This is a genomic window from Pseudomonas sp. HMSC065H01, assembly GCF_001815235.1.
Lineage (GTDB): Bacteria > Pseudomonadota > Gammaproteobacteria > Pseudomonadales > Pseudomonadaceae > Pseudomonas > Pseudomonas aeruginosa.
On the sequence record NZ_KV819906.1, the window covers coordinates 74,944 to 92,884 of the forward strand.

A 17,941-nucleotide genomic window follows, 5' to 3' on the forward strand; every position below is an offset into this window, starting at 1 on the left:
AAATAGGCGAATCTATTGGGGCTGACTGCGAACATCGCGAGACTGACCGACCGAACAGTCGGCCCTTTCATCACCTCAAAACAGCTTTTGGATCCGCGTCTTCAACTCGTCGAACCATCCCTTGCCGCTTTTGCCTCCAGCCGACTTTTGCTCAATCGACTTCACCTGATCGAAGATGGGTTTGAAATCCGCCTTCTTGCCATAACCGAGGATCTGCGCCAGCTCGATCTCCGTGCGTACGGACGACAGCAAGGTGCTGAGCTCCTCGTTCTGCTTGGCATCGCGCTTGTCGGTCTCGGCCAGCTTTTCAGCTTTTGCCATCGCGGCTTCGGCCCGGAGCACGGGCAGAGGAAAGGCGACCGAGGTCACCACCAGCGTGTTCAGTGCTCGGGCGAGTTCCGCCTTGGCGTCGTCGATCTTGCCGCTGTCGATGAGCCGTGCGGCCGACTTGATCGCTGCCGGGTACGTTGCCATCGGCAGGTTGTCGGTTTCGATCACGATTTCGCTGGCCAGATTGGCAACGATGGGCCGGGCCTTTTGCACCTCGCCATCACCCAACAACTCCCGAGACAACTTGACCGCTTTCTTTACCGATTCCACGTTGGCGTGGATATCGTGGGTGATGACGCGTACATCGACCGGCGCCAAGGCAAGTTTGGCGTCGCGTGCCAATACCAGTTCCAGCTTTCCGCTGGCCAGTTCCAGCGCAGCGAGCGCCTCCTTGGTCTTCTTTGCATCAAGGAGGGTCAAAGCCTCCTGGGTCTTGGTGAGCGCCGTGATGGCGTCTTGAGTGAGCTCGGCACGCTTTTTATCGGCTTCCCGGGCGGCCTTGTCATCTACCTGTGGCTGTGCCGCCTTGGATGCGGCAGAGGGTGCTGCAGCACCTGGGCTAGAACCTGCCGCCGATTGGGCCAGAGCCGGTCCGCTCAGTCCGACGACGACCGCCAGGGCAAGTGCGGAGAAGGTGTATTGTGGCTGTTTGATATTCATGATCTTGGGCTCCTGATTGAAGTTAGTTGACTGAGATTTCAATCTGTTTCGGTTTGGCTTGCTCGGCCTTGACAAGCCGCACTTCCAGCACGCCGTCTTTCATCGAAGCCGTCACCTTGGTCGGATCAACGTTGTCAGGCAAGACAAAGCTGCGCACAAAGCGGCCATACGCACGTTCGATGCGGTGGAACTTCTTGCCCTGCTCCTCTTTTTCCAGTTTGCGCTCGCCGCTGATGGTGAGCACACCGTTTTCCGCGCTGACGCGCACGGCATCCTTGGGGACCTCCGGCAGATCCAGCTTGAGGAGGAATGCGTTCTCATCCTCGCTGATGTCCGCCATTGGTGCCCAGTCCGCCGTGGTCATGGCTTCGTTGCCGGTACGGGCGCCCTGTCGCTGGGGTATCCGTCCGAACATCGTCGCCAGGCGGTTTTGCAATTCATCCAGTTCCCGGAAGGGGTCCCACGGAGTCAATGCAGACATATCGGTTCTCCTTGAACAATGCCGGCGAATTGGATGACGCACTGAACAGAGCCGTCGGCTTACTCTGAATGGCACCTACTACTGTTTTCAGTTCCGAACAAGTCCTTGAGTCAATTGACGGATATCGCTTTCGTCGAGCGTTTCCCGCGCCAGCAGCTCGCGCGCACAGCGCTCCAGCACCGCGCGGTTGATGTCGAGAATCCGGTAGGCGCGCTCGAACACGCCCATCACGATGTCGCGGATAGCCTGATCGATGCGCGCCTGGGTCGATTCGGCCACCCGGCAACCGCCGTGGGCCAGTTCTGGTGTATCGAGAAAGCGGGGCCGCTGCGCCTCGAAGGCGATGTAGCCCAGGCCCTCGTCCATGCCAAAGCGGGTGATCATGTCGCGGGCGATGTCGGTGGCCCGCGCCAGATCGTCCGCCGCCCCGGTAGACAACTCGCCGAACACCAGCTTTTCGGCGGCACGCCCGCCCAGCAGTACGGCGATCTTGTGCTCGAGATCGGTACGCGTCATCAGGAAGCGGTCTTCGGTGGGGCGCTGCAAGGTGTAGCCCAGCGCGCCGATGCCGCGCGGGATGATCGAGATCTTGTGTACGGGGTCGGTGCCGGGCAGCGCCAGCGCCACCAGCGCATGGCCCATCTCGTGATGGGCCACGGTTTCCCGCTCCTTGGGATTGAGCACGCGGCTCTTCTTTTCCAGGCCCGCCACGATGCGCTCGATGGCCGCGGTGAAGTCCTGCAATTCCACGGCGGACGCACGGCGTCTCGTCGCCGCCAGCGCCGCCTCGTTGACCAGATTGGCGAGGTCCGCGCCGGAAAAGCCCGTGGTCAGTGCGGCTACCTGTTCGAGGTCTACATCCTGGGCCAGCGTCACCTTCTTGACATGAACCTTCAGGATGTCCAGCCGCCCCTTCTTGTCGGGCCGGTCCACCAGCACCTGGCGGTCGAAGCGGCCGGCACGCAGCAGCGCCTGGTCGAGGATTTCGGGGCGGTTGGTGGCGGCGAGGATGATCAGCCCCACCGAGCTGTCGAAGCCGTCCATCTCGGTGAGCAGCTGGTTGAGCGTTTGCTCACGCTCGTCGTGGCCGCCGATGGGGCCGCCGACGCCGCGCGCGCGGCCCAGGGCATCCAACTCGTCGATGAAGATTATCGACGGCGCCTGGGCACGGGCCTGCTCGAACAGGTCGCGCACCCGCGCCGCGCCCACGCCGACAAACATCTCGACGAACTCCGAGCCGGAGATAGAGAAGAACGGTACCCCGGCCTCGCCCGCCACGGCCTTGGCCAGCAGGGTCTTGCCCGTGCCGGGCGGGCCAACCAGCAACACACCTTTCGGGATGCGCGCGCCGAGGCGGCCGTAATCCTGCGGGTTCTTCAGGAAGTCGACGATCTCGACTAGCTCGGCCTTGGCCTCATCGACGCCCGCGACATCGGCAAACGTGACGCCCGTGTTCTTCTCCATGAACACCTTGGCGCGGCTCTTGCCGATGCTCAGAAAGCCGCCCATGCCCTGCTTCTCGGCAAAGCGGCGGAACAGGAAAAACCAGACGCCGAAGAAGGCCACCGCCGGCAGAATCCAGGAGAGCACATCACGCAGCCAGGTGCTTTCCACCACCCGCGCGTAGGGCACGTCGTATTTCGACAGCCGCTCGGCCAGGTCGGGTTCGACACGGGTGGCCACGATCGTGGTCTTGCCCCGGCTGTCCGGCGATTTCAGGCGTCCGGTGACCGTGCGGTCTGCCACCAGCACTTCGGCGACGCGCCCCTCGGCCAACGCTTTCTCGAATTCGCTGTAGGGTACGGGCTCGACGGTCTTCGCCGCCTGCCAGTAGTTCTGCAGCGTCAGCAGCAACAGACCGGCGACGATCCAGTAGCCAATGTTCCATTGATCTTTCTTTTCCATGGGCAATGTTCCTCGCAAGTCGTGCCGCTAGAGAATGGGGGTGAACAGACGGGCCACCCCGTCGCGCAAGCGGATGGCCAGCGGGCGGGCGCGCAACGCCATGACCGATATCTCGTTCGATGCATCACGGGCGGCATCAAAAAGGGATTCCAGCCGCGTAGACAGCGCGGTGTCGTACACCTCCACATTGAACTCGAAGTTGAGGCGCAGGCTGCGCGCATCCCAATTGGCCGAACCCAGGCAGCACCACTGGCCGTCTATCAGCATCAGCTTGCTGTGGTCGAACGGGCCAGGCCGTTCGAAGATGCGTACACCGTGCTCCAGCACCTGCCAGTAGTGGGCGCGCGCGGCCCATTGCACCGTGGGATGGTCGCCGTTTGCGGGCGTCAGCACCTCGACGCGCACGCCGTGCAACGCGGCCGTGCTCAGCGCCGCGATCATCGGCTGATCGGGCACGAAGTAAGGTGTCCAGATGCGCACCGAATGCTTCGCCGCGCTCAAAGCGCCCATGAAGGTCCAGCGCAGCCGGTCCAGGGCCTCATCGGGACCGGCCTCGATGCCGCGCGCCCAAGAGGTTCCTTGCTCATCAGCCATTGCGGGCGATTCGCGCCAGAAACCCTCGCTGAGCCGCTCGCCCGTGGTATCGCACCAATCATCTGTGAAGCACTGCATCAGATGCGCAACCACCGGCCCGCGCAGACGAAAGTGCAAATCGTGACAGGCCTGCTCCGGCGCATCGGGCCGCCAATACGGGCTGAAGATGTTCATGCCGCCGGTGAAACCCGTCTCGCCATCGATCACCAGCAGCTTGCGGTGATTGCGCAGATGCGCGGCATGCAGGCGCGCGGGAATCAACGTCGGGTTGAACGTCGCCGCCGGAACGCCGGCGCGTTGCAAGGCGCGGTAGGCGCTGCGGGGCCTCCAGCGGGCATAGACGTCGTCGATCAGCACCCGCACTTGCACGCCGCGCTCATGAGCCCGGCGCAGCGCATCGACGAACTGCGCCCCGATGCCTTGGCTGTCGAAGATGTACGAAGCCAGCGCGACGCTGTGCCGCGCTGACTCGATGGCAGCGAGCATGGCCGGGTAGGCCTGCTCGCCATCGACGAGCGGCTCGATGCGGTTGCCGCTGGTCAGCGACTGGCCGGTGGCGCGTCCCACCAGGTGCGCCAGGCCGGCAAACGGCGCCGATACGGCCTGGGGCATCGTAGACGCGAGGTCCTGCCGAACAGCAGGATCTGCCCCCGGAAACAGCCGCCGCGCCCGCCGCTGGTAACGGTTGATGCCGAACAGCCCATACAGCAGCGAACCGCCCAGCGGCAACAGCGCGATCAGCAGCACCCACAGCGTGGCCGATCGAGGGTCACGCTTGTAGATGACCGCGTGCCCCGCTATGGGGATAGCGACCGCCAGCGACACGAGGGTGGCTGCCCATGTCAGCCCGTTGGGGTCGGACACGACAGCCTCCCATCGCTCAAGATTCGCCGCCCGCCGGCTTCTTCTTGCGCGTAGCCTTGCTCTCGCCGTTCGGCGGTGCCTCGGCCACGTTCGCGGCATCGGGCTTTTCAGGCTCGGCCGGCTGCGCGGGTGGCTCCTTGCGCTCGAAGACGACGCGTTCGGCCTTGTCGTCCCAGCGTGCGCTGGCGTGATCGGCCTTGCCGATACCGCCACCCAGCATCTCGCGCGCCAGAGCGGTTTCCAGCTCGCTGCGGATCAGCCGCTTGAGCTCGCGCGCGCCGAACTCGGGTTTGTAGCCTTCCTCCGCGAAGTGATCGATCAAGGTCTGATCGAAGGCCAGCGTCACGCCCTGGCTGGCGGCGTTGCGCGCCACGCGATCGAGCTGCAGGCCGACGATATGGCGGATCTCCTCCTTGCCCAGCGCATGGAAGACGATGATTTCATCGATGCGGTTGAGGAACTCGGGGCGGAAATGCCCGCGCAGCACGTCCATCACCTCCGTCTTGGTCTTTTCATACTCCTCGCCGGCGGCACCACGCGCCTTGAGCCGACGCTGGATGATGTCCGAGCCCAGATTCGAGGTGGCGATGATGATGGTGTTGGTGAAATCCACCACCCGGCCCTTGCCGTCGGTGAGGCGGCCGTCGTCGAACACCTGCAGCAGGATGTTGTAGACGTCGGGGTGCGCCTTTTCGATCTCGTCGAGCAGCAACACGCTGTAGGGCTTGCGGCGCACCTTCTCGGTGAGCTGGCCGCCCTCGTCGTAGCCCACATAACCCGGAGGCGCGCCCACCAGGCGTGCCACGGTATGGCGTTCACCGTACTCGGACATGTCGATGCGCAGCAGCGCGCCCTCATCGCCATAGATGGACTCGGCCAGTGCCTTGGCGAGTTCGGTCTTGCCCACACCCGTCGGCCCGAGGAACAGGAAGGTGGCCACTGGCTTGCTGCCTTCGCGCAGGCCTGCGCGCGACAGCCGCACGGCATCGGCCACGGCACGTACTGCTTCGTCCTGTCCCACCAGGCGCTCATGCAGCCGCTGTTCCAGATGCAGCAGCTTCTCGCGTTCTTCCACCGTCAGCTCGTTGACCGGGATGCCGGTCAGCCGCGAGACGATCTGCGCCACGTGCTCTGCCTTGACCTCGGCGCTGCCCGAGGCGCGCTCGCGCTCCCAATCCTCGACGAGCTTCTTGAGTTCGGCCTCTTTGGCCTCGATGCGCTTGCCGAGCTCGGCAGCCTTGTCGTACTGCTTGCGCGAAGCCACATAGTCCTGCTCACGCCGCAACTGATGCAGTTCGGACTCCAGCTCTTGCACCGCCACCGGGCGCGCCGTGGCCGACAGCTTCACGCGTGCGGCCGCCTGGTCGAGCAGGTCGATGGCCTTGTCGGGCAAAAAGCGCGCGGTGATGTAACGGTCGGACAACTCGGCGGCGGCGATGATCGCATCCTCGGTGATGCTGACCTTGTGGTGCGCCTCGAAGGTGTCGCGCAGGCCGCGCAAAATCATCATGGTCTGCGCTACCGTCGGCTCGGGCACCATCACCGGCTGGAAGCGACGCTCCAGCGCGGCATCCTTTTCGATGTACTTCTGATACTCGTTGAGCGTGGTGGCGCCGATCAGGTTCAGCTCGCCGCGCGCCATCATCGGCTTGAAGACGTTGGCCACGTCCAGCCCGCCTTCGCCGCCACCTTGGCCGGCACCGACGATGGTGTGCACTTCGTCGATGAAGAGAATCAGCTCCCCCTGGTGCTCGGTCACTTCCTTGAGCACCTTCTGCACGCGCTCCTCGAACTCGCCGCGGTACTTGGCGCCGGCCACCATGGCATTGATGTTGAGTTCGACCAGGCGCTTGTCACGCAGCGTTTCGGGCACTTCGCCTGCGACCATGCGCTGCGCCAGCCCTTCGACGATGGCGGTCTTGCCGACGCCGGGTTCGCCGATCAGCACCGGGTTGTTCTTCTTGCGCCGGGCCAGCACTTCGATGGTCGTCTCGATCTCCTGCGCGCGGCCGATGACCGGATCGAGCTTGCCCTCGCGCGCCATCTTGGTGAGGTCGCGCGAATACTTGTCGAGTTCCGGCGTATTGGTCGGCGTCTCGGCACGGCCGTCCTCGGCCCCCTTGCCGACCACCTTGCTCACCTGCTGGCGCAGCGCCTGCGGCGTGAGCCCGTAGCGGCGCAGCAGGTTGGCTGCCAAGCCTTCGCCTTCTTCGGCCAGGCCGATCAGAAAGTGCTCTGGCCCCACATAGGAATGACTCAACTCGTTGGAGGCCACGAAGGCACGGCTGAGCGCATCCTTGACACGTGGCGACACGCCGATCTCGCCTTCGAACGGCTTGTCGCCACGCTTGGCTTCGGATTCAATCTGCCGCTTGAGGTCATCGACCTTGATCTTGAACTGCCCTAAGATGGTCTTGACCACGTCGCTGCCGGTCAGCGCCAGCAGCAGGTGTTCGGTATCGACTTCGGGCCGGCCGAACTCGGCAGCATGTTTGGCGGCTTCCTGCAACAGGGCCTCAGACTGTTCGCTGATACGGCTGGCCAGCCCACTGCCGCGGCGGCGCGCCGTGCCCGCCGTTGCGGGAGCGGATTCGCCGAAAGACGCATCGACCACTTCGTCGGCATCAGCCGCCACGGACGGTGCATCGTCACCGATGCGGAAGAAGTCGCTGCCGAGGAAGTCTTCGAACAAACCGCTGCGCGAGCCAAACAGAGCCTCCAGCGGCGAGACGGTGCGCTTTTGCTGGCGCGCCAGTTGGCGATAGTGATCGTCACACAACAGCATGGTGCTGTGGCGACCATTGAGATTGGCTTCCACCCGCACCGTGGCGGGTTGGCCGCAGACTTGGCATTGTTTTCTGGCCATGCTGATACTCCGGGAGGGTTAACTGGGCGAGGCACCGCAGATCAAGGCGCCTCGCCCTTCACTTGGTTTTTTGCAAAGGACTAGCAGGTGGGCGTCAGCCATTGATCGGGATCGAGCGCCCCTGCTTGGGCGTACTGGCCTCGCGCTTGTCCATCGTGATCGTGAGCACGCCGTTCTTGAAAGCGGCCTTGATCGTGTCCTGGTTGGCATCGGCCGGCAGGTTCAGAGCGCGCTGAAAGCTGCCGTAGGAGCGCTCCACCCGGTGGAAACCACCGTCTTTGGTTTCCTGCTCCTGACGCTTTTCACCGCGCACCAGCAACACATCGTTATCGAGCGTGATCTGAATGTCCTTTTCCTCGACGCCGGGTACTTCCAGGGCGATCGTGTACTGCTTGTCTGTTTCCTGGATGTCCAGCGCCGGCTTCAGCATGCCCGGCCAGTCCGCCGGCCAGCGCGGCAAGGCCAGCGCCGGGAAACCGAAGCCTCGAAACGCTTCGTCGAACAGGCGATCGATCTCGCGATGCAATTGCAGGATGGGGCTGACCGGCCCGCCTGCCGCCGGCAGGTCATTGCGCTGCACCGGCAGCGAGGCGGTGCTCTGTTGTTCTTCCTGCTCCTTTTTGAACCAGTTCCAGGGAGCCAATTTCTTGAAGTCAATGTCCATGTCACACCTCCAGAAGAAAAATTGAAGACTCTCGCTCACTCCGTTTGCCTGCGGCGACGGACAGCGCGCCCAGACGACACGGAGTGTTCCGCTGACCTTGGCTGCTCATCTGTGCGTATCACCTCCTTCTTTCTGCCTGCTTGGATCTGATCATTGATCCATCGATCGATTTCACTTTGACGAAACCGCCACGTCCCGCCGACCTTGAAGGCCGGAATCTCCCCGTGCGAGGCGAGCCGGTAAAGCGTCCGCTTGCCGACTTTCAAGTAGGCAGCCAACTCGTCGAGTGTGAAGATCGCCAGCTGGCGCGCTGTCATACCACCCCCACAAGTTCCGTCGTCACGCGGCCTCGCCTGAGGAAATTCTTGCAAGACTTTGCAAGATATTGCGCCTAACATGCCGAAAGTCAAGAGTCAACATCCAGCGATCTGCTGGCCGATTGATGTGACTCAATCGTAAGCAGCCAGGAAACAAATGTTGGCTGCCACCGCGATGGTGCTCCCCAAGTCATCAATCTGCAGCCATGTGAAAGGGGAAGTCCATGAACGAGATTGCCCGAGTCGGGGTGGATCTGGCCAAGCGGGTTATCTAGGTGCATGCGGTGGATGCGCGCGTGGTGGTTGCCAAGGCGCTGGCCGCTGACAAGTTTGCGGCCTGGTGCGCGCAGCTGCCTCCCGGCTGCCTGGTGGCCCTGGAGGCCTGCGGCGGTGCGCATCACTGGGCACGCAAGTTGCGCGGCTATGGGCTGGATGCGCGGCTGATTGCAGGCCACTTCGTCACGCCCTACCGCATGGCCGGCAAGGGACGCAAGAACGGTGCGGCCGATGCCGCAGCGATCTGCGAGGCGGCGACCCGCCCGCACATGCGCTTCGTGCCGGTGAAGCCGCCGGCGCAGACGCTGCTGACCAGCCATCAGCTACGCAAACCTCCCGATTCACTCACGCAGCTGATTCCTGCTTGCCTAGGGACGACCATGTAAGCGGCAGATGGTCGGAGTCCTTTGCGACCAGCACCTACGCGAGCAGCCCGGAGGTGGGGATGCCCTTGGCGATGATCTCCGCCGGGACCGGCGCCTGGGTCAGCGTTCGGCACCTGTGCGCAGGTCCACTTGCCGCGGATGTGGCACTCGACCGTGAACACGCCCGGCGTGTAGTCCAGCTTCTCGCTGATGCGCTTGAGCGCACAGCCGCACGCGCAGCGGGTGTTCTCGGGCTCGTGGTGGCGGTCCACGCGCGGTAGTCCGCCGGCAAGGCGGTGCGCTTCGGCACCGCGCCATGCGTAGCCGGCGGCTTCGTCTTGCTCAGCAGTTCTTGATGCTGCGCCTCGGCCGAGGCAATGTAGGCGTCCAGAGCCTTGTCGAACAGCGCGCGTTGTTCGGCATCGACCTTAACAAGGTGTCCATGAAACCGGCAGCAGCCCACTGCTCGCTCTTCTTGCCGAACTTCAGGCGTCGCAGCTGGGCGATCTCGAACGAGAGCTTCGCCGTAGGCGCTGACATGGGCGAAAAGCATCCGAGCATCCCCCCCAGGATGGCTCTCATCTCGATACAGAGGTGAATCCTCCGCACTATTCGGCTCCCTACGATGATATGGACTGATCACATCGGTAGGGAGAAAGCATGAACTTACGCCATCTTCGCTGCTTCATCGCCGTAGCCGAGGAACTGCACTTCGGCCGGGCTGCTCGACGGCTGCACATCGAACAGTCTCCACTGTCGCGCACGATCCGCCAGATGGAGGCGGATTTAGGGGTGCCGCTGCTCAACCGCTTGCCACGCAGTGTTCGTCTCACACCGGCGGGACAGGTCTTCCTCGAAGAAGCCCGGCGCGTACTGCTGGCCTTCGAGCAAGCGCAGACCAAGGCACGCGCCGCAGCGAACCAGCGGAACACGCTGCGCATTGCACTATCGGGTGACATGGGGCAGGCCCGCTTGTCGGCGTTGCTTGCGCTTTGCCGCGAGGAGGCACCACAGGTCGGCATTCGGATATTTGAAGCGCCACTGGCGCAGTTGGTGACTGGACTGCGCAACGACTTGTATGACGCAGGTTTTGCATTGGCTGGTGAAATGGACGCCGGCGTCGTCGCCATGCCGGTGTGGCGAGACCCGCTGGTGCTGGCTTTGCCCGCCAGGCATCCGCTGCTGGCTTTCAAGGAAGTGCCGCTGGAGGAAGTGGCGAGCTATCCGCTGGTGCTGTGCGATCCCCAGGTCTGCGAAGGTTGCAGCCGGCAGCGCGAACGGCTGCTCCGCACGGTGGATGCGCAGCCGACGGTAGCCGAGTACGTCAAGACCCATTCCCTGATGCTGGCCCTCGTGGCCGCCGGCTACGGCGTGGGCTTTTCGAGCGCGGCGCATCTGGCGGGTTGCCATCAGGCCGATGTCGTCGTGCGGCCGCTGGCCGACGAGACCGCTTCGCTGACGACCTATCTACTGCGACCCGAAGGCGAAATCATGGAGCCGCTGCGGCAGTTCATCGACCGCGTGGATCGTGTCGGACGCCCGCAAGGCACCGATCAACGCCCGATGTGACGCGGGGATTTTGGACGGTACGATTCCTTTTCGGTCTGGACCTTGACCCGAATTGCATCGGCGGCCGACCTTTTGCGTCACGGGCATGGATGGCGAATCGGGCCTATCCACCCGGCATCACGCAAGGCACCTTCAAGCTGTCGAGGTCACTGCAGTGACGCAGAACGCATGAGCCTTTGCTGGATGCAAACCGGCTCAGCCGGAAGACGCATTGGCGCTTTACCCCGCCCGTTTTCCTACGAAAACTTTGCCCTGGTTTTCCGGTAAAGCGCGGCATCCCTTCCTGATCGAACTTGGATGCGCGGCTTTTCAAACCGTTGCGCCGGTAACAAGATTTTTCGCAGGTGCATTATGGTGGAGGTGTAGCGGGCACCGCAAGGAGGTTTGCCCCCTGCGCAACGCTCGGCGACATCGCCGCACCCAACGTCCACCACGATGCCGACCGGCTCGCGCTTCATCGGGTTCTTTGGGCAATCGCTGCGCCCATGTGGGCCGCGCGCGCTTGCCATGTGTCGATCCGACGATGGGAAGAGCGCGATATGCCGAAATCGAGCAGCCACGCCTTTGGCGCAAAGACGTACTACCGACCGATCGAGGCGGCCGTCCGCTGGTGCGGTCTCCTGCGCTTCGAGCAGCGTATTCTGGAAGCGCTGGCGCAGCGTGCCATGCCGGAGCCCGGCGAATTCCCGCGCTGGCCGCTGCTGCGCCTGTATGCCGAGCGCATCTTCGACGCGCTGACGCATGGCGAATTGCCCGGTGGCAAGGCCGGCATCGTGCTGGACTCGCAGCGGCCGGCGCTCGACGACCCCGAGTTGACCGTGCGCCACGTGGACTTGAAAGCGTGGATGTCGCAGTTCTACCCCGGCGATCGGCCGGGGTTTTTGTTTGACGGCATCGAACGCGCGGTGCATCCGGCGGTGAGTGTGGACACGCTCAACATCCTGCTGGCCGATCGCGAAGCAGCGAAGTCGCAACTTGCCGAACTTGCCCTGGTGCATGAAACGCTGCGCACCGCGCACGAAGCACTGGCGAAGGAACATGCCACGCGCGCGGCCAACGACGAACAGGCGCGCGAGCCTGGCCTGCGCAGCGAGACGACTTACCTCAACATCATAGGCGGACTGCTGACGCTGCTGCTGGGCAATTCGCCGTCAGGCGCGGCCTATTCGTCGTTCCGCAGCATGGATGCCGTGGTCAGCGCGCTGATCGCACACCATGAGGGGCGGCCAGGTCTCAGCGAGCGGACGCTGTGGAGCAAGCTCGCGCAGGCGCGGCGCCACCTGGAGGAGTCGCGCTGACGACGCGGCCAGCATGATGCCGATGCGGCGCACTGCAATTGCAGTCGCTGCTTCTGCAATTGCAGTGATTTCGGCGACTGTGGTGTATTGAATACGAGGCACTTTCCGAACAGCGCTAGTGAGCGTCAAGGAGTGTCTCTCATGTCTTCGCAGACCACCGCGCCGGCAGTGCCGGCCGAGCACCGCATCCTGCGTCGCGCCGAAGTCGAGGCCAAAACCGGCTTCAAGCGCGCGCACATCTACAGCCTGATGAAAGAAGGCAAGTTCCCCAAGGCGCTGCGCCTGGGCGTGCGCGCCGTGGGCTGGGACTCGGCGGAGGTCGAGCAATGGATCGCCGATCGCCTCAATGAGCGCGCCTGACGCTTTTCCTCGGTACATGCCATTCAACCGGGAGAAGCCCATGCAGGTGGTGTCCATCATTTCGACCAAGGGCGGCGTCGGCAAGACCACGACGGCGGCCAACCTGGGCGGCTTCGCAGCCGACGCCGGGCTGCGCGTGCTGCTGCTGGACCTGGACGTGCAGCCCACGCTGTCGAGCTACTTCACGCTGGCCGAGCGCGCGCCGGCCGGCATCTACGAGATGCTGGCCTACAACGAGCAGCGCGCCGAGCAACTGGTGTCGCGCACCGCGTTCGAGCGGCTTGACCTGGTGCTCTCGAACGACGACCGCGGCGAGCTGAACACGCTGCTGCTGCACGCGCCCGATGGCAGATTGCGGCTGCGCCACCTGCTGCCCACGCTGGCGCCGAGCTACGACCTGCTGCTCATCGACACCCAGGGCGCGCGCAGCGTGCTGCTGGAGATGGCGGTGCTGGCCTCGAACTTGGCGCTGTCGCCGGTGACGCCGGAAATCCTCGCGGCGCGCGAGCTGCGGCGCGGCACGCTGCAACTCATCGAGGACATCGCGCCGTACCGCCACCTCGGCATCGAGCCGCCGCCGCTGCACCTGCTCATCAACCGCGTGCATCCGGTGTCGTCCAATGCGCGGCTGATCCAGCAGGCGCTGCGTCAGGTATTCCAGGAGCAGCCTGGCGTGCGCGTGCTGGACACCGACGTGCCGGCGATCGAAGCCTATCCGCGCGCCGCGACGCGCGGCCTGCCGGTGCATCGGGTGGAATACCGCCAGCCGGCGGGCCGCACGGCACCCGCCGCATTGGAGACCATGCGCGCGCTGGCCGGCGAGCTGTTCCCGGCGTGGCAGGAGCGCTTTGCGCTCGTCACCGGCCGAGGCGACGCGGGAGGGGCCGGCCATGGCCAGCGCACATGACCTGGCCCGCGGCCACAAGCGGCTGCGAGGGCTGATCGAGTTCGCCCTGGGAGAAGGTTGGAAGGTGGTGCGCACCCGCGGCGGGCACCTGCTGTTCACGAAGCAAGGCTGCGCGCCGATCTACACCAGCTCGACGGCGAGCGACCACCGCGCCGAGCGGAACGCCCGTGCGCAGCTTCGCCGCGCCGACCGGCAGGCGGCCCAGGGTGTTGCAGCATCTCAGGAGAACGGCCGTGGCTGACCTGACGCCGCAGGACATGGCCGCCAAGCTGCTGGCCTCGGGCTTCGAGCGCAACGGCCCTTCGGTCGCGGCCCTGAGCGACCCCATCGCCGACACGCCGATGGTGGTAACGCTGGACCAGTTGCGCCCCTACGACCACGACCCGCGCGTGACGCGCAACCCGGCCTACGAGGACATCAAGGCCTCGATCCGCGAACGCGGGCTCGATGCGCCGCCCGCGATCACGCGCCGGCCCGGCGAATCGCACTACATCATCCGCAACGGCGGCAACACGCGCCTGGCGATCCTGCGCGAGCTGTGGAGCGAGACGAAAGACGAACGGTTCTTCCGCATCCCCTGCCTGTTCCGCCCGTGGCCGCAGCGCGGCGAAGTGGTGATGCTGACCGGGCACCTGGCCGAGAACGAGTTGCGCGGCGGGCTCAGCTTCATCGAGCGGGCCTTGGGCGTGGAGAAGGCGCGCGAGTTCTACGAGCAGGAAATGGGGCGGGACAGCGGCCAGCCGCTGTCGCAGAGCGAGCTGGCGCGGCGGCTTACGGCCGATGGCTTCCCGCTGCCGCAGTCGCACATCAGCCGCATGCAGGACGCCGTGCACTACCTGCTGCCGGCGATCCCCACGCTGCTGTACGGCGGGCTTGGCCGGCATCAGGTTGAACGGCTCGCAGTGCTGCGCAAGGCCTGCGAACGCACCTGGGAGCGGCGTGCCCTGGGACGCAACCTGTCGATGGACTTCGCTACGCTGTTCCAGGACGTGCTCGCGCAGTTCGACACGCAGCCCGACAACTTCTCACCGCAGCGGGTGCAGGACGAGCTGGTCGGCCAGATGGCCGAGCTGCTGGAGGCGGACTACGACACGCTGGCCTTAGAGATCGACGACACGGAGAGCCGCCAGCGTGCGTTGACCAGCGATCCCGCGCCGTCGCAGGCGGCAAGACCTGTGGCACCGACCGCACCCGAGCCGCCGCGGCCACCGTCACCGCCTTCGTCGCCGGCAGGCCCTACGGTGCAGTCGTCGGAGCCTCGTACTTCCGCGCCGGCGGGCGCCGGCCTGGCTGCACCGGCCGTCGGCGCCGAGGGCTTGCAGCAGGACGGCGGGCTGCGCGACGAGCGCCTGCAGGGTCATATCGTGTCGCCCGCGCCGACCACCGAACGCCTGCAATCCATCCAGCGCATGGTGGCCGATCAGATGGGCGACAAGCTGCCCGACTTCGAGGCCGACGCGCTGCGCGCGATCCCCGTGCAGGCGGGCGGGCTCTACCCCATCTCGGACGTCTGGTACATCGAGCCCGGCCTGGACGTGCCGGATCGGCTGCGGATGCACATCGCGCAGTTCGCGCGCGAGATCGCCGAGGAAGCCGACGTGGCCGGGCAGGTCGAGCCCAGCGAAGGCGGCATCGGCTTCGTCTGCGTGGCGCCCCCGGCGGTGCGCGCATTGCCACCGTTCGCGCGTGCGGTGCTGACCTTGCTGCATGCGCTATGCGCCGCGCCCCGACCCGCAGCCGGCCTCGATGGCGCCCGGCTGGCCGACGACCTGGCGGCCTTGCTGCATGGCGGCGGCGCATATCCGCGCCTGAGCGATGCCGGGCTGGTAAAGCTGTTCCGGCTGCTGCGCCTGGCGCGCCGGTTGCTGGATCTGGAGACCGGCGCGGCCTCCAGCAACCTCGGCCACGGCGCCTGAGCGGAGGCCATCATGTCGGCACCGCATCCGCTCAACCAGGCCGTCATCGCACAGGCGCTGCACGACCTGCGCAATGGGCAACTGCGGCGCTGCAAGGCGATGGGCTTCGGCGAGGAGGAACTGGACGCGCTCAAGCACCCCGAACTCGTGAGCATGCTGGTCAACGCCACGGTGTCTTGGTGCTCGGTGTCGGTGAACCGAGATGTGCTGAAGCGGCTGCTAAGCCAGGTGCATGACGTGGAGCGCGAGATCGCCACGGTGGACCGGATGCTGCGCCTGGGCGCCAGCACGGAGATGGTGAGCCGGTTCTACGGCCTGACACACCAGGAGGTCGCCCTGCGCCGCGACATTCTCGGACTGCCCAAGCGCAAGGGGCGCCATCCGGTGCTGGACGAAGCGCAGGACACGGCGCTGTGGAAGCACTGGCAGGCCGGCATCGCCGAACGCGGCATCGCGCTGGATGACGAAGTGGCGATGCTGTCGCTGACCATGGACCTGGCCGAGACCTTGAGCCTGCCGATGTCGGTGATCTGGGCGGCGATACGCAACTGGATCGACCAGGGGCTGGTGTAGGTCATGGCGACGGGCGGCGCACCACGGCGCGATGGCCCCGTTGCGCTGTCCGCGTTATTCGACGACGCGCTGCGGCAACTGTTGCCCCCCGCGCAGCCGGCCGGGCACGGCACGACCACGGCGCAAGCTGCTGCGCCGGCCAGCGAGGGCTTCCTCTACAGCGGCAACCGCCATGAGAGCGTGCCGCTTGCGCTGTTCCTCGATCGGCGCCTGACGCCGCTGGAGCGCAATGCCTGGCAGGTGTTCCGCCTGCAGCTCAACGACGACGGCGTGACGACCTTCCCGACCTACGACCAGCTTCGCCCCTACCTCGCCTCGATGCCCTGCGCGGCGCAGGCCTCGCACGAGACCGTGGCGCGCGCCTTGACGCTGCTGCGGCTGACGCGCTGGCTGAGCCTGGTGCGGCGGCGCCGCGATCCGAAGACCGGCCGCATCCTCGGCAACCTTTATGTCCTGCACGACGAGCCGCTGACGCCCTTCGAGGCGATGCAGCTCGACCCCGACTACCTGGGCCTGGTCAGCCAGGCGCTGACCCATGCCGCGAAGGCGGTGCAGATCGTCGGCATGAACACGCTGCGGGAGATCGCCGAAGACCCGATGCTCAACGGCCGCACGCTGCCCACGCGCCTGCAGGTGCTGGCACAGCGCATGACACGCAGCGAATGGGCTGATGCGAGTTATCCACAAGACCCTGTGGATCACGAATCCGAAGAAGGCCAGGACGGCCTGCTTCGGAATCTCGAAGCCACGTCTTCGGAATCCGAAGCTGGGCCGAAACCCGCGCCAGACGGCTCACTTCGGAATCCGAAGGAGGACCGTACTGTACGTATGGATCGTATAAATCAAGTACGTACAGTACCGCGCGCGAAGGCGCTGCAACACCTGCGCCTGCCCGAGCGTCTGTTGCGCCTGAAGGACGAGCAACAAAGCGGCGCGCTGGTGGCCTTGCAGCAGGTGGACGAGTCACTGCGGCAGGCGGTGCTGGACGAATGGGATGCACGCTGCCGCAACAGCGCGGTGCGCAACCCGGCCGGCTACCTGTTCGGCATCATCCAGAAAGCCATCCGCGGCGAGTTCAAGGCCTGGGCCGGCGAAGGCGGCTCGCCATCGACGCCGCCACGTCCAGCCGCACCCGCACCCTCTGCACCGCCACCGCCTGCGCCGAACGGCCCTGGCCGCGAGGCGGCGCGGGCCTACCTGGCGAAACTGCGTTCGACGCTCGGCGATTCCTGAGCAGCTATCCCCAGGGGATAGCTGGGACACGAAGCCTTCCAGCCATCGGCTTCGGTGCTGTCATGCGTCACATCGTCGCAGCCCGGTGCGGACCTATTCCCAGGGGATAGATGGAACACGCCGCCTTCCGCGCCGTCCGGCTCAGTCGCGTCTTCATCGCCCGTGACGGCAGCTATCCCCTGGGGATAGACGGAACACACGGCCTTCCGGGACGACAACGGGGGACGCACCCGCTGCGGTTTGTTGACTGACGCCCTTCCGGGCGATGCCGATGCTGGCGGCTCGTTCCCTTACCGCGAGTCGTCATCATGGCCAACGAATCCCAGCCGCCCCTGCAGTTGAATCTCGGATCGCTGCGCAGCGCGATGTCGCTGACGCTGCACACCCACCACGCTTCACGCATCTGGCATGGCCGAGCGCCCGCCGAGGGCCGGACCGGGATCATCGGCCTGAACGGCTACATCAGCGTGATGAACAAGATGAAGCGCGGCGCCGAGCAGGACGACCCCTACTCGGACTTCTGGATGCTGCGCATCGAGGACAAGCTGACGCAGACCAAGGCCAGCTTGCAGGCGCTGCGTGAGCAGGTGGACCAGGCGCTGGCCGACGTGCCGCCCGCGCTGTCGCTGGGCGAGAACATGAACGTGCAGCCTGTGAAGCTGCCGCTGTTCGTCAATGCGCAACTCGGCTTCATGGCGGTGTACCTGCTGGCCGACTACGACGACCTGGCCCGCAAGCTGATCCTCGCCCACCACACCGCGCT

The 17,941-nt window shown here is 65.3% G+C and carries 16 protein-coding genes and 2 pseudogenes; 10 read left to right on the forward strand and 8 right to left on the reverse strand.

Going from position 1 to position 17,941, the window contains the following annotated elements:
* Positions 1-75 precede the first annotated feature (75 nt).
* The 7 genes from yfdX1 to HMPREF3014_RS20480 form a co-directional block, all read right to left on the reverse strand.
* A complete protein-coding gene (gene yfdX1 / locus HMPREF3014_RS20450) occupies positions 76-990 on the reverse strand; it encodes a heat resistance protein YfdX1 (protein WP_034016806.1) in 915 nt (304 codons plus the stop codon).
* 22 nt (positions 991-1,012) lie between these two features.
* Entirely contained in the window at positions 1,013-1,471 is a 459-nt protein-coding gene (gene hsp20-GI / locus HMPREF3014_RS20455; protein ID WP_001275372.1) for a small heat shock protein sHSP20-GI, read from the reverse strand.
* A gap of 87 nt (positions 1,472-1,558) precedes the next feature.
* Entirely contained in the window at positions 1,559-3,376 is a 1,818-nt protein-coding gene (ftsH, locus tag HMPREF3014_RS20460) for an ATP-dependent zinc metalloprotease FtsH (protein WP_006410670.1), read from the reverse strand.
* A gap of 27 nt (positions 3,377-3,403) precedes the next feature.
* Positions 3,404-4,834, reverse strand: coding sequence for a cardiolipin synthase (gene cls / locus HMPREF3014_RS20465; protein WP_006410658.1), 1,431 nt, complete (start codon positions 4,832-4,834; stop codon positions 3,404-3,406).
* 16 nt (positions 4,835-4,850) lie between these two features.
* Positions 4,851-7,700 (reverse strand): heat shock survival AAA family ATPase ClpK, encoded by a 2,850-nt coding sequence (clpK, locus tag HMPREF3014_RS20470; RefSeq protein ID WP_006410678.1) that lies wholly within the window; start codon positions 7,698-7,700, stop codon positions 4,851-4,853.
* A 94-nt stretch (positions 7,701-7,794) separates the two neighbouring features.
* Positions 7,795-8,364 (reverse strand): Hsp20/alpha crystallin family protein, encoded by a 570-nt coding sequence (locus HMPREF3014_RS20475; protein ID WP_006410662.1) that lies wholly within the window; start codon positions 8,362-8,364, stop codon positions 7,795-7,797.
* Between the two features lie 35 nt (positions 8,365-8,399).
* A complete protein-coding gene (locus HMPREF3014_RS20480; protein ID WP_034016802.1) occupies positions 8,400-8,681 on the reverse strand; it encodes a helix-turn-helix domain-containing protein in 282 nt (93 codons plus the stop codon).
* Positions 8,682-9,025: 344 nt separating this feature from the next.
* Between HMPREF3014_RS20480 and HMPREF3014_RS35435 the strand changes: the two are divergent.
* Positions 9,026-9,259: pseudogene (locus HMPREF3014_RS35435) on the forward strand (IS110 family transposase); the annotation flags it as partial.
* Between the two features lie 121 nt (positions 9,260-9,380).
* Here the strand turns inward: HMPREF3014_RS35435 and HMPREF3014_RS35440 are convergent.
* A pseudogene (locus HMPREF3014_RS35440) lies at positions 9,381-9,844 on the reverse strand (IS66 family transposase zinc-finger binding domain-containing protein); the annotation flags it as partial.
* Between the two features lie 138 nt (positions 9,845-9,982).
* Here HMPREF3014_RS35440 and HMPREF3014_RS20500 point away from each other — a divergent pair.
* The 9 genes from HMPREF3014_RS20500 to HMPREF3014_RS20540 form a co-directional block, all read left to right on the forward strand.
* On the forward strand, positions 9,983-10,891 hold the full coding sequence (locus tag HMPREF3014_RS20500) for a LysR family transcriptional regulator (RefSeq protein ID WP_006410652.1): 909 nt from the start codon (positions 9,983-9,985) through the stop codon (positions 10,889-10,891).
* Positions 10,892-11,430: 539 nt separating this feature from the next.
* A complete protein-coding gene (locus HMPREF3014_RS20505; protein ID WP_034016796.1) occupies positions 11,431-12,189 on the forward strand; it encodes a hypothetical protein in 759 nt (252 codons plus the stop codon).
* Positions 12,190-12,330: 141 nt separating this feature from the next.
* Positions 12,331-12,549, forward strand: a complete 219-nt coding sequence (locus tag HMPREF3014_RS20510) for an AlpA family transcriptional regulator (protein WP_006410661.1) — start codon at positions 12,331-12,333, stop codon at positions 12,547-12,549.
* Between the two features lie 40 nt (positions 12,550-12,589).
* The gene (locus tag HMPREF3014_RS20515) at positions 12,590-13,456 is read left to right on the forward strand and encodes a ParA family protein (protein ID WP_006410655.1); all 867 of its coding nucleotides are present in this window, start codon (positions 12,590-12,592) and stop codon (positions 13,454-13,456) included.
* Positions 13,440-13,697: a hypothetical protein gene (locus tag HMPREF3014_RS20520; protein WP_003454921.1), complete on the forward strand. Its 258-nt coding sequence runs from the start codon at positions 13,440-13,442 to the stop codon at positions 13,695-13,697. The genes HMPREF3014_RS20515 and HMPREF3014_RS20520 overlap by 17 nt, the downstream gene beginning before the upstream one ends.
* Positions 13,690-15,372: a ParB family protein gene (locus tag HMPREF3014_RS20525; RefSeq protein ID WP_006410657.1), complete on the forward strand. Its 1,683-nt coding sequence runs from the start codon at positions 13,690-13,692 to the stop codon at positions 15,370-15,372. The genes HMPREF3014_RS20520 and HMPREF3014_RS20525 overlap by 8 nt, the downstream gene beginning before the upstream one ends.
* Positions 15,373-15,384: 12 nt before the next feature.
* A complete protein-coding gene (locus HMPREF3014_RS20530; protein ID WP_006410671.1) occupies positions 15,385-15,945 on the forward strand; it encodes a DUF2857 domain-containing protein in 561 nt (186 codons plus the stop codon).
* Between the two features lie 3 nt (positions 15,946-15,948).
* Positions 15,949-17,178, forward strand: coding sequence for an STY4528 family pathogenicity island replication protein (locus tag HMPREF3014_RS20535; RefSeq protein WP_006410660.1), 1,230 nt, complete (start codon positions 15,949-15,951; stop codon positions 17,176-17,178).
* 308 nt (positions 17,179-17,486) lie between these two features.
* A partial coding sequence (locus HMPREF3014_RS20540; protein WP_070734498.1) for a PFL_4669 family integrating conjugative element protein occupies positions 17,487-17,941 on the forward strand: 455 nt, incomplete at its 3' end.

Coding starts and splice junctions, on each gene's coding strand:
- yfdX1 (WP_034016806.1), bottom strand. CDS start 990: ATGAATATCAAACAGCCACAATACACCTTCTCCGCACTTGCCCTGGCG.
- hsp20-GI (WP_001275372.1), bottom strand. CDS start 1,471: ATGTCTGCATTGACTCCGTGGGACCCCTTCCGGGAACTGGATGAATTG.
- ftsH (WP_006410670.1), bottom strand. CDS start 3,376: ATGGAAAAGAAAGATCAATGGAACATTGGCTACTGGATCGTCGCCGGT.
- clpK (WP_006410678.1), bottom strand. CDS start 7,700: ATGGCCAGAAAACAATGCCAAGTCTGCGGCCAACCCGCCACGGTGCGG.
- HMPREF3014_RS20475 (WP_006410662.1), bottom strand. CDS start 8,364: ATGGACATTGACTTCAAGAAATTGGCTCCCTGGAACTGGTTCAAAAAG.
- HMPREF3014_RS20480 (WP_034016802.1), bottom strand. CDS start 8,681: ATGACAGCGCGCCAGCTGGCGATCTTCACACTCGACGAGTTGGCTGCC.
- HMPREF3014_RS20500 (WP_006410652.1), top strand. CDS start 9,983: ATGAACTTACGCCATCTTCGCTGCTTCATCGCCGTAGCCGAGGAACTG.
- HMPREF3014_RS20505 (WP_034016796.1), top strand. CDS start 11,431: ATGCCGAAATCGAGCAGCCACGCCTTTGGCGCAAAGACGTACTACCGA.
- HMPREF3014_RS20510 (WP_006410661.1), top strand. CDS start 12,331: ATGTCTTCGCAGACCACCGCGCCGGCAGTGCCGGCCGAGCACCGCATC.
- HMPREF3014_RS20515 (WP_006410655.1), top strand. CDS start 12,590: ATGCAGGTGGTGTCCATCATTTCGACCAAGGGCGGCGTCGGCAAGACC.
- HMPREF3014_RS20520 (WP_003454921.1), top strand. CDS start 13,440: ATGGCCAGCGCACATGACCTGGCCCGCGGCCACAAGCGGCTGCGAGGG.
- HMPREF3014_RS20530 (WP_006410671.1), top strand. CDS start 15,385: ATGTCGGCACCGCATCCGCTCAACCAGGCCGTCATCGCACAGGCGCTG.
- HMPREF3014_RS20535 (WP_006410660.1), top strand. CDS start 15,949: ATGGCGACGGGCGGCGCACCACGGCGCGATGGCCCCGTTGCGCTGTCC.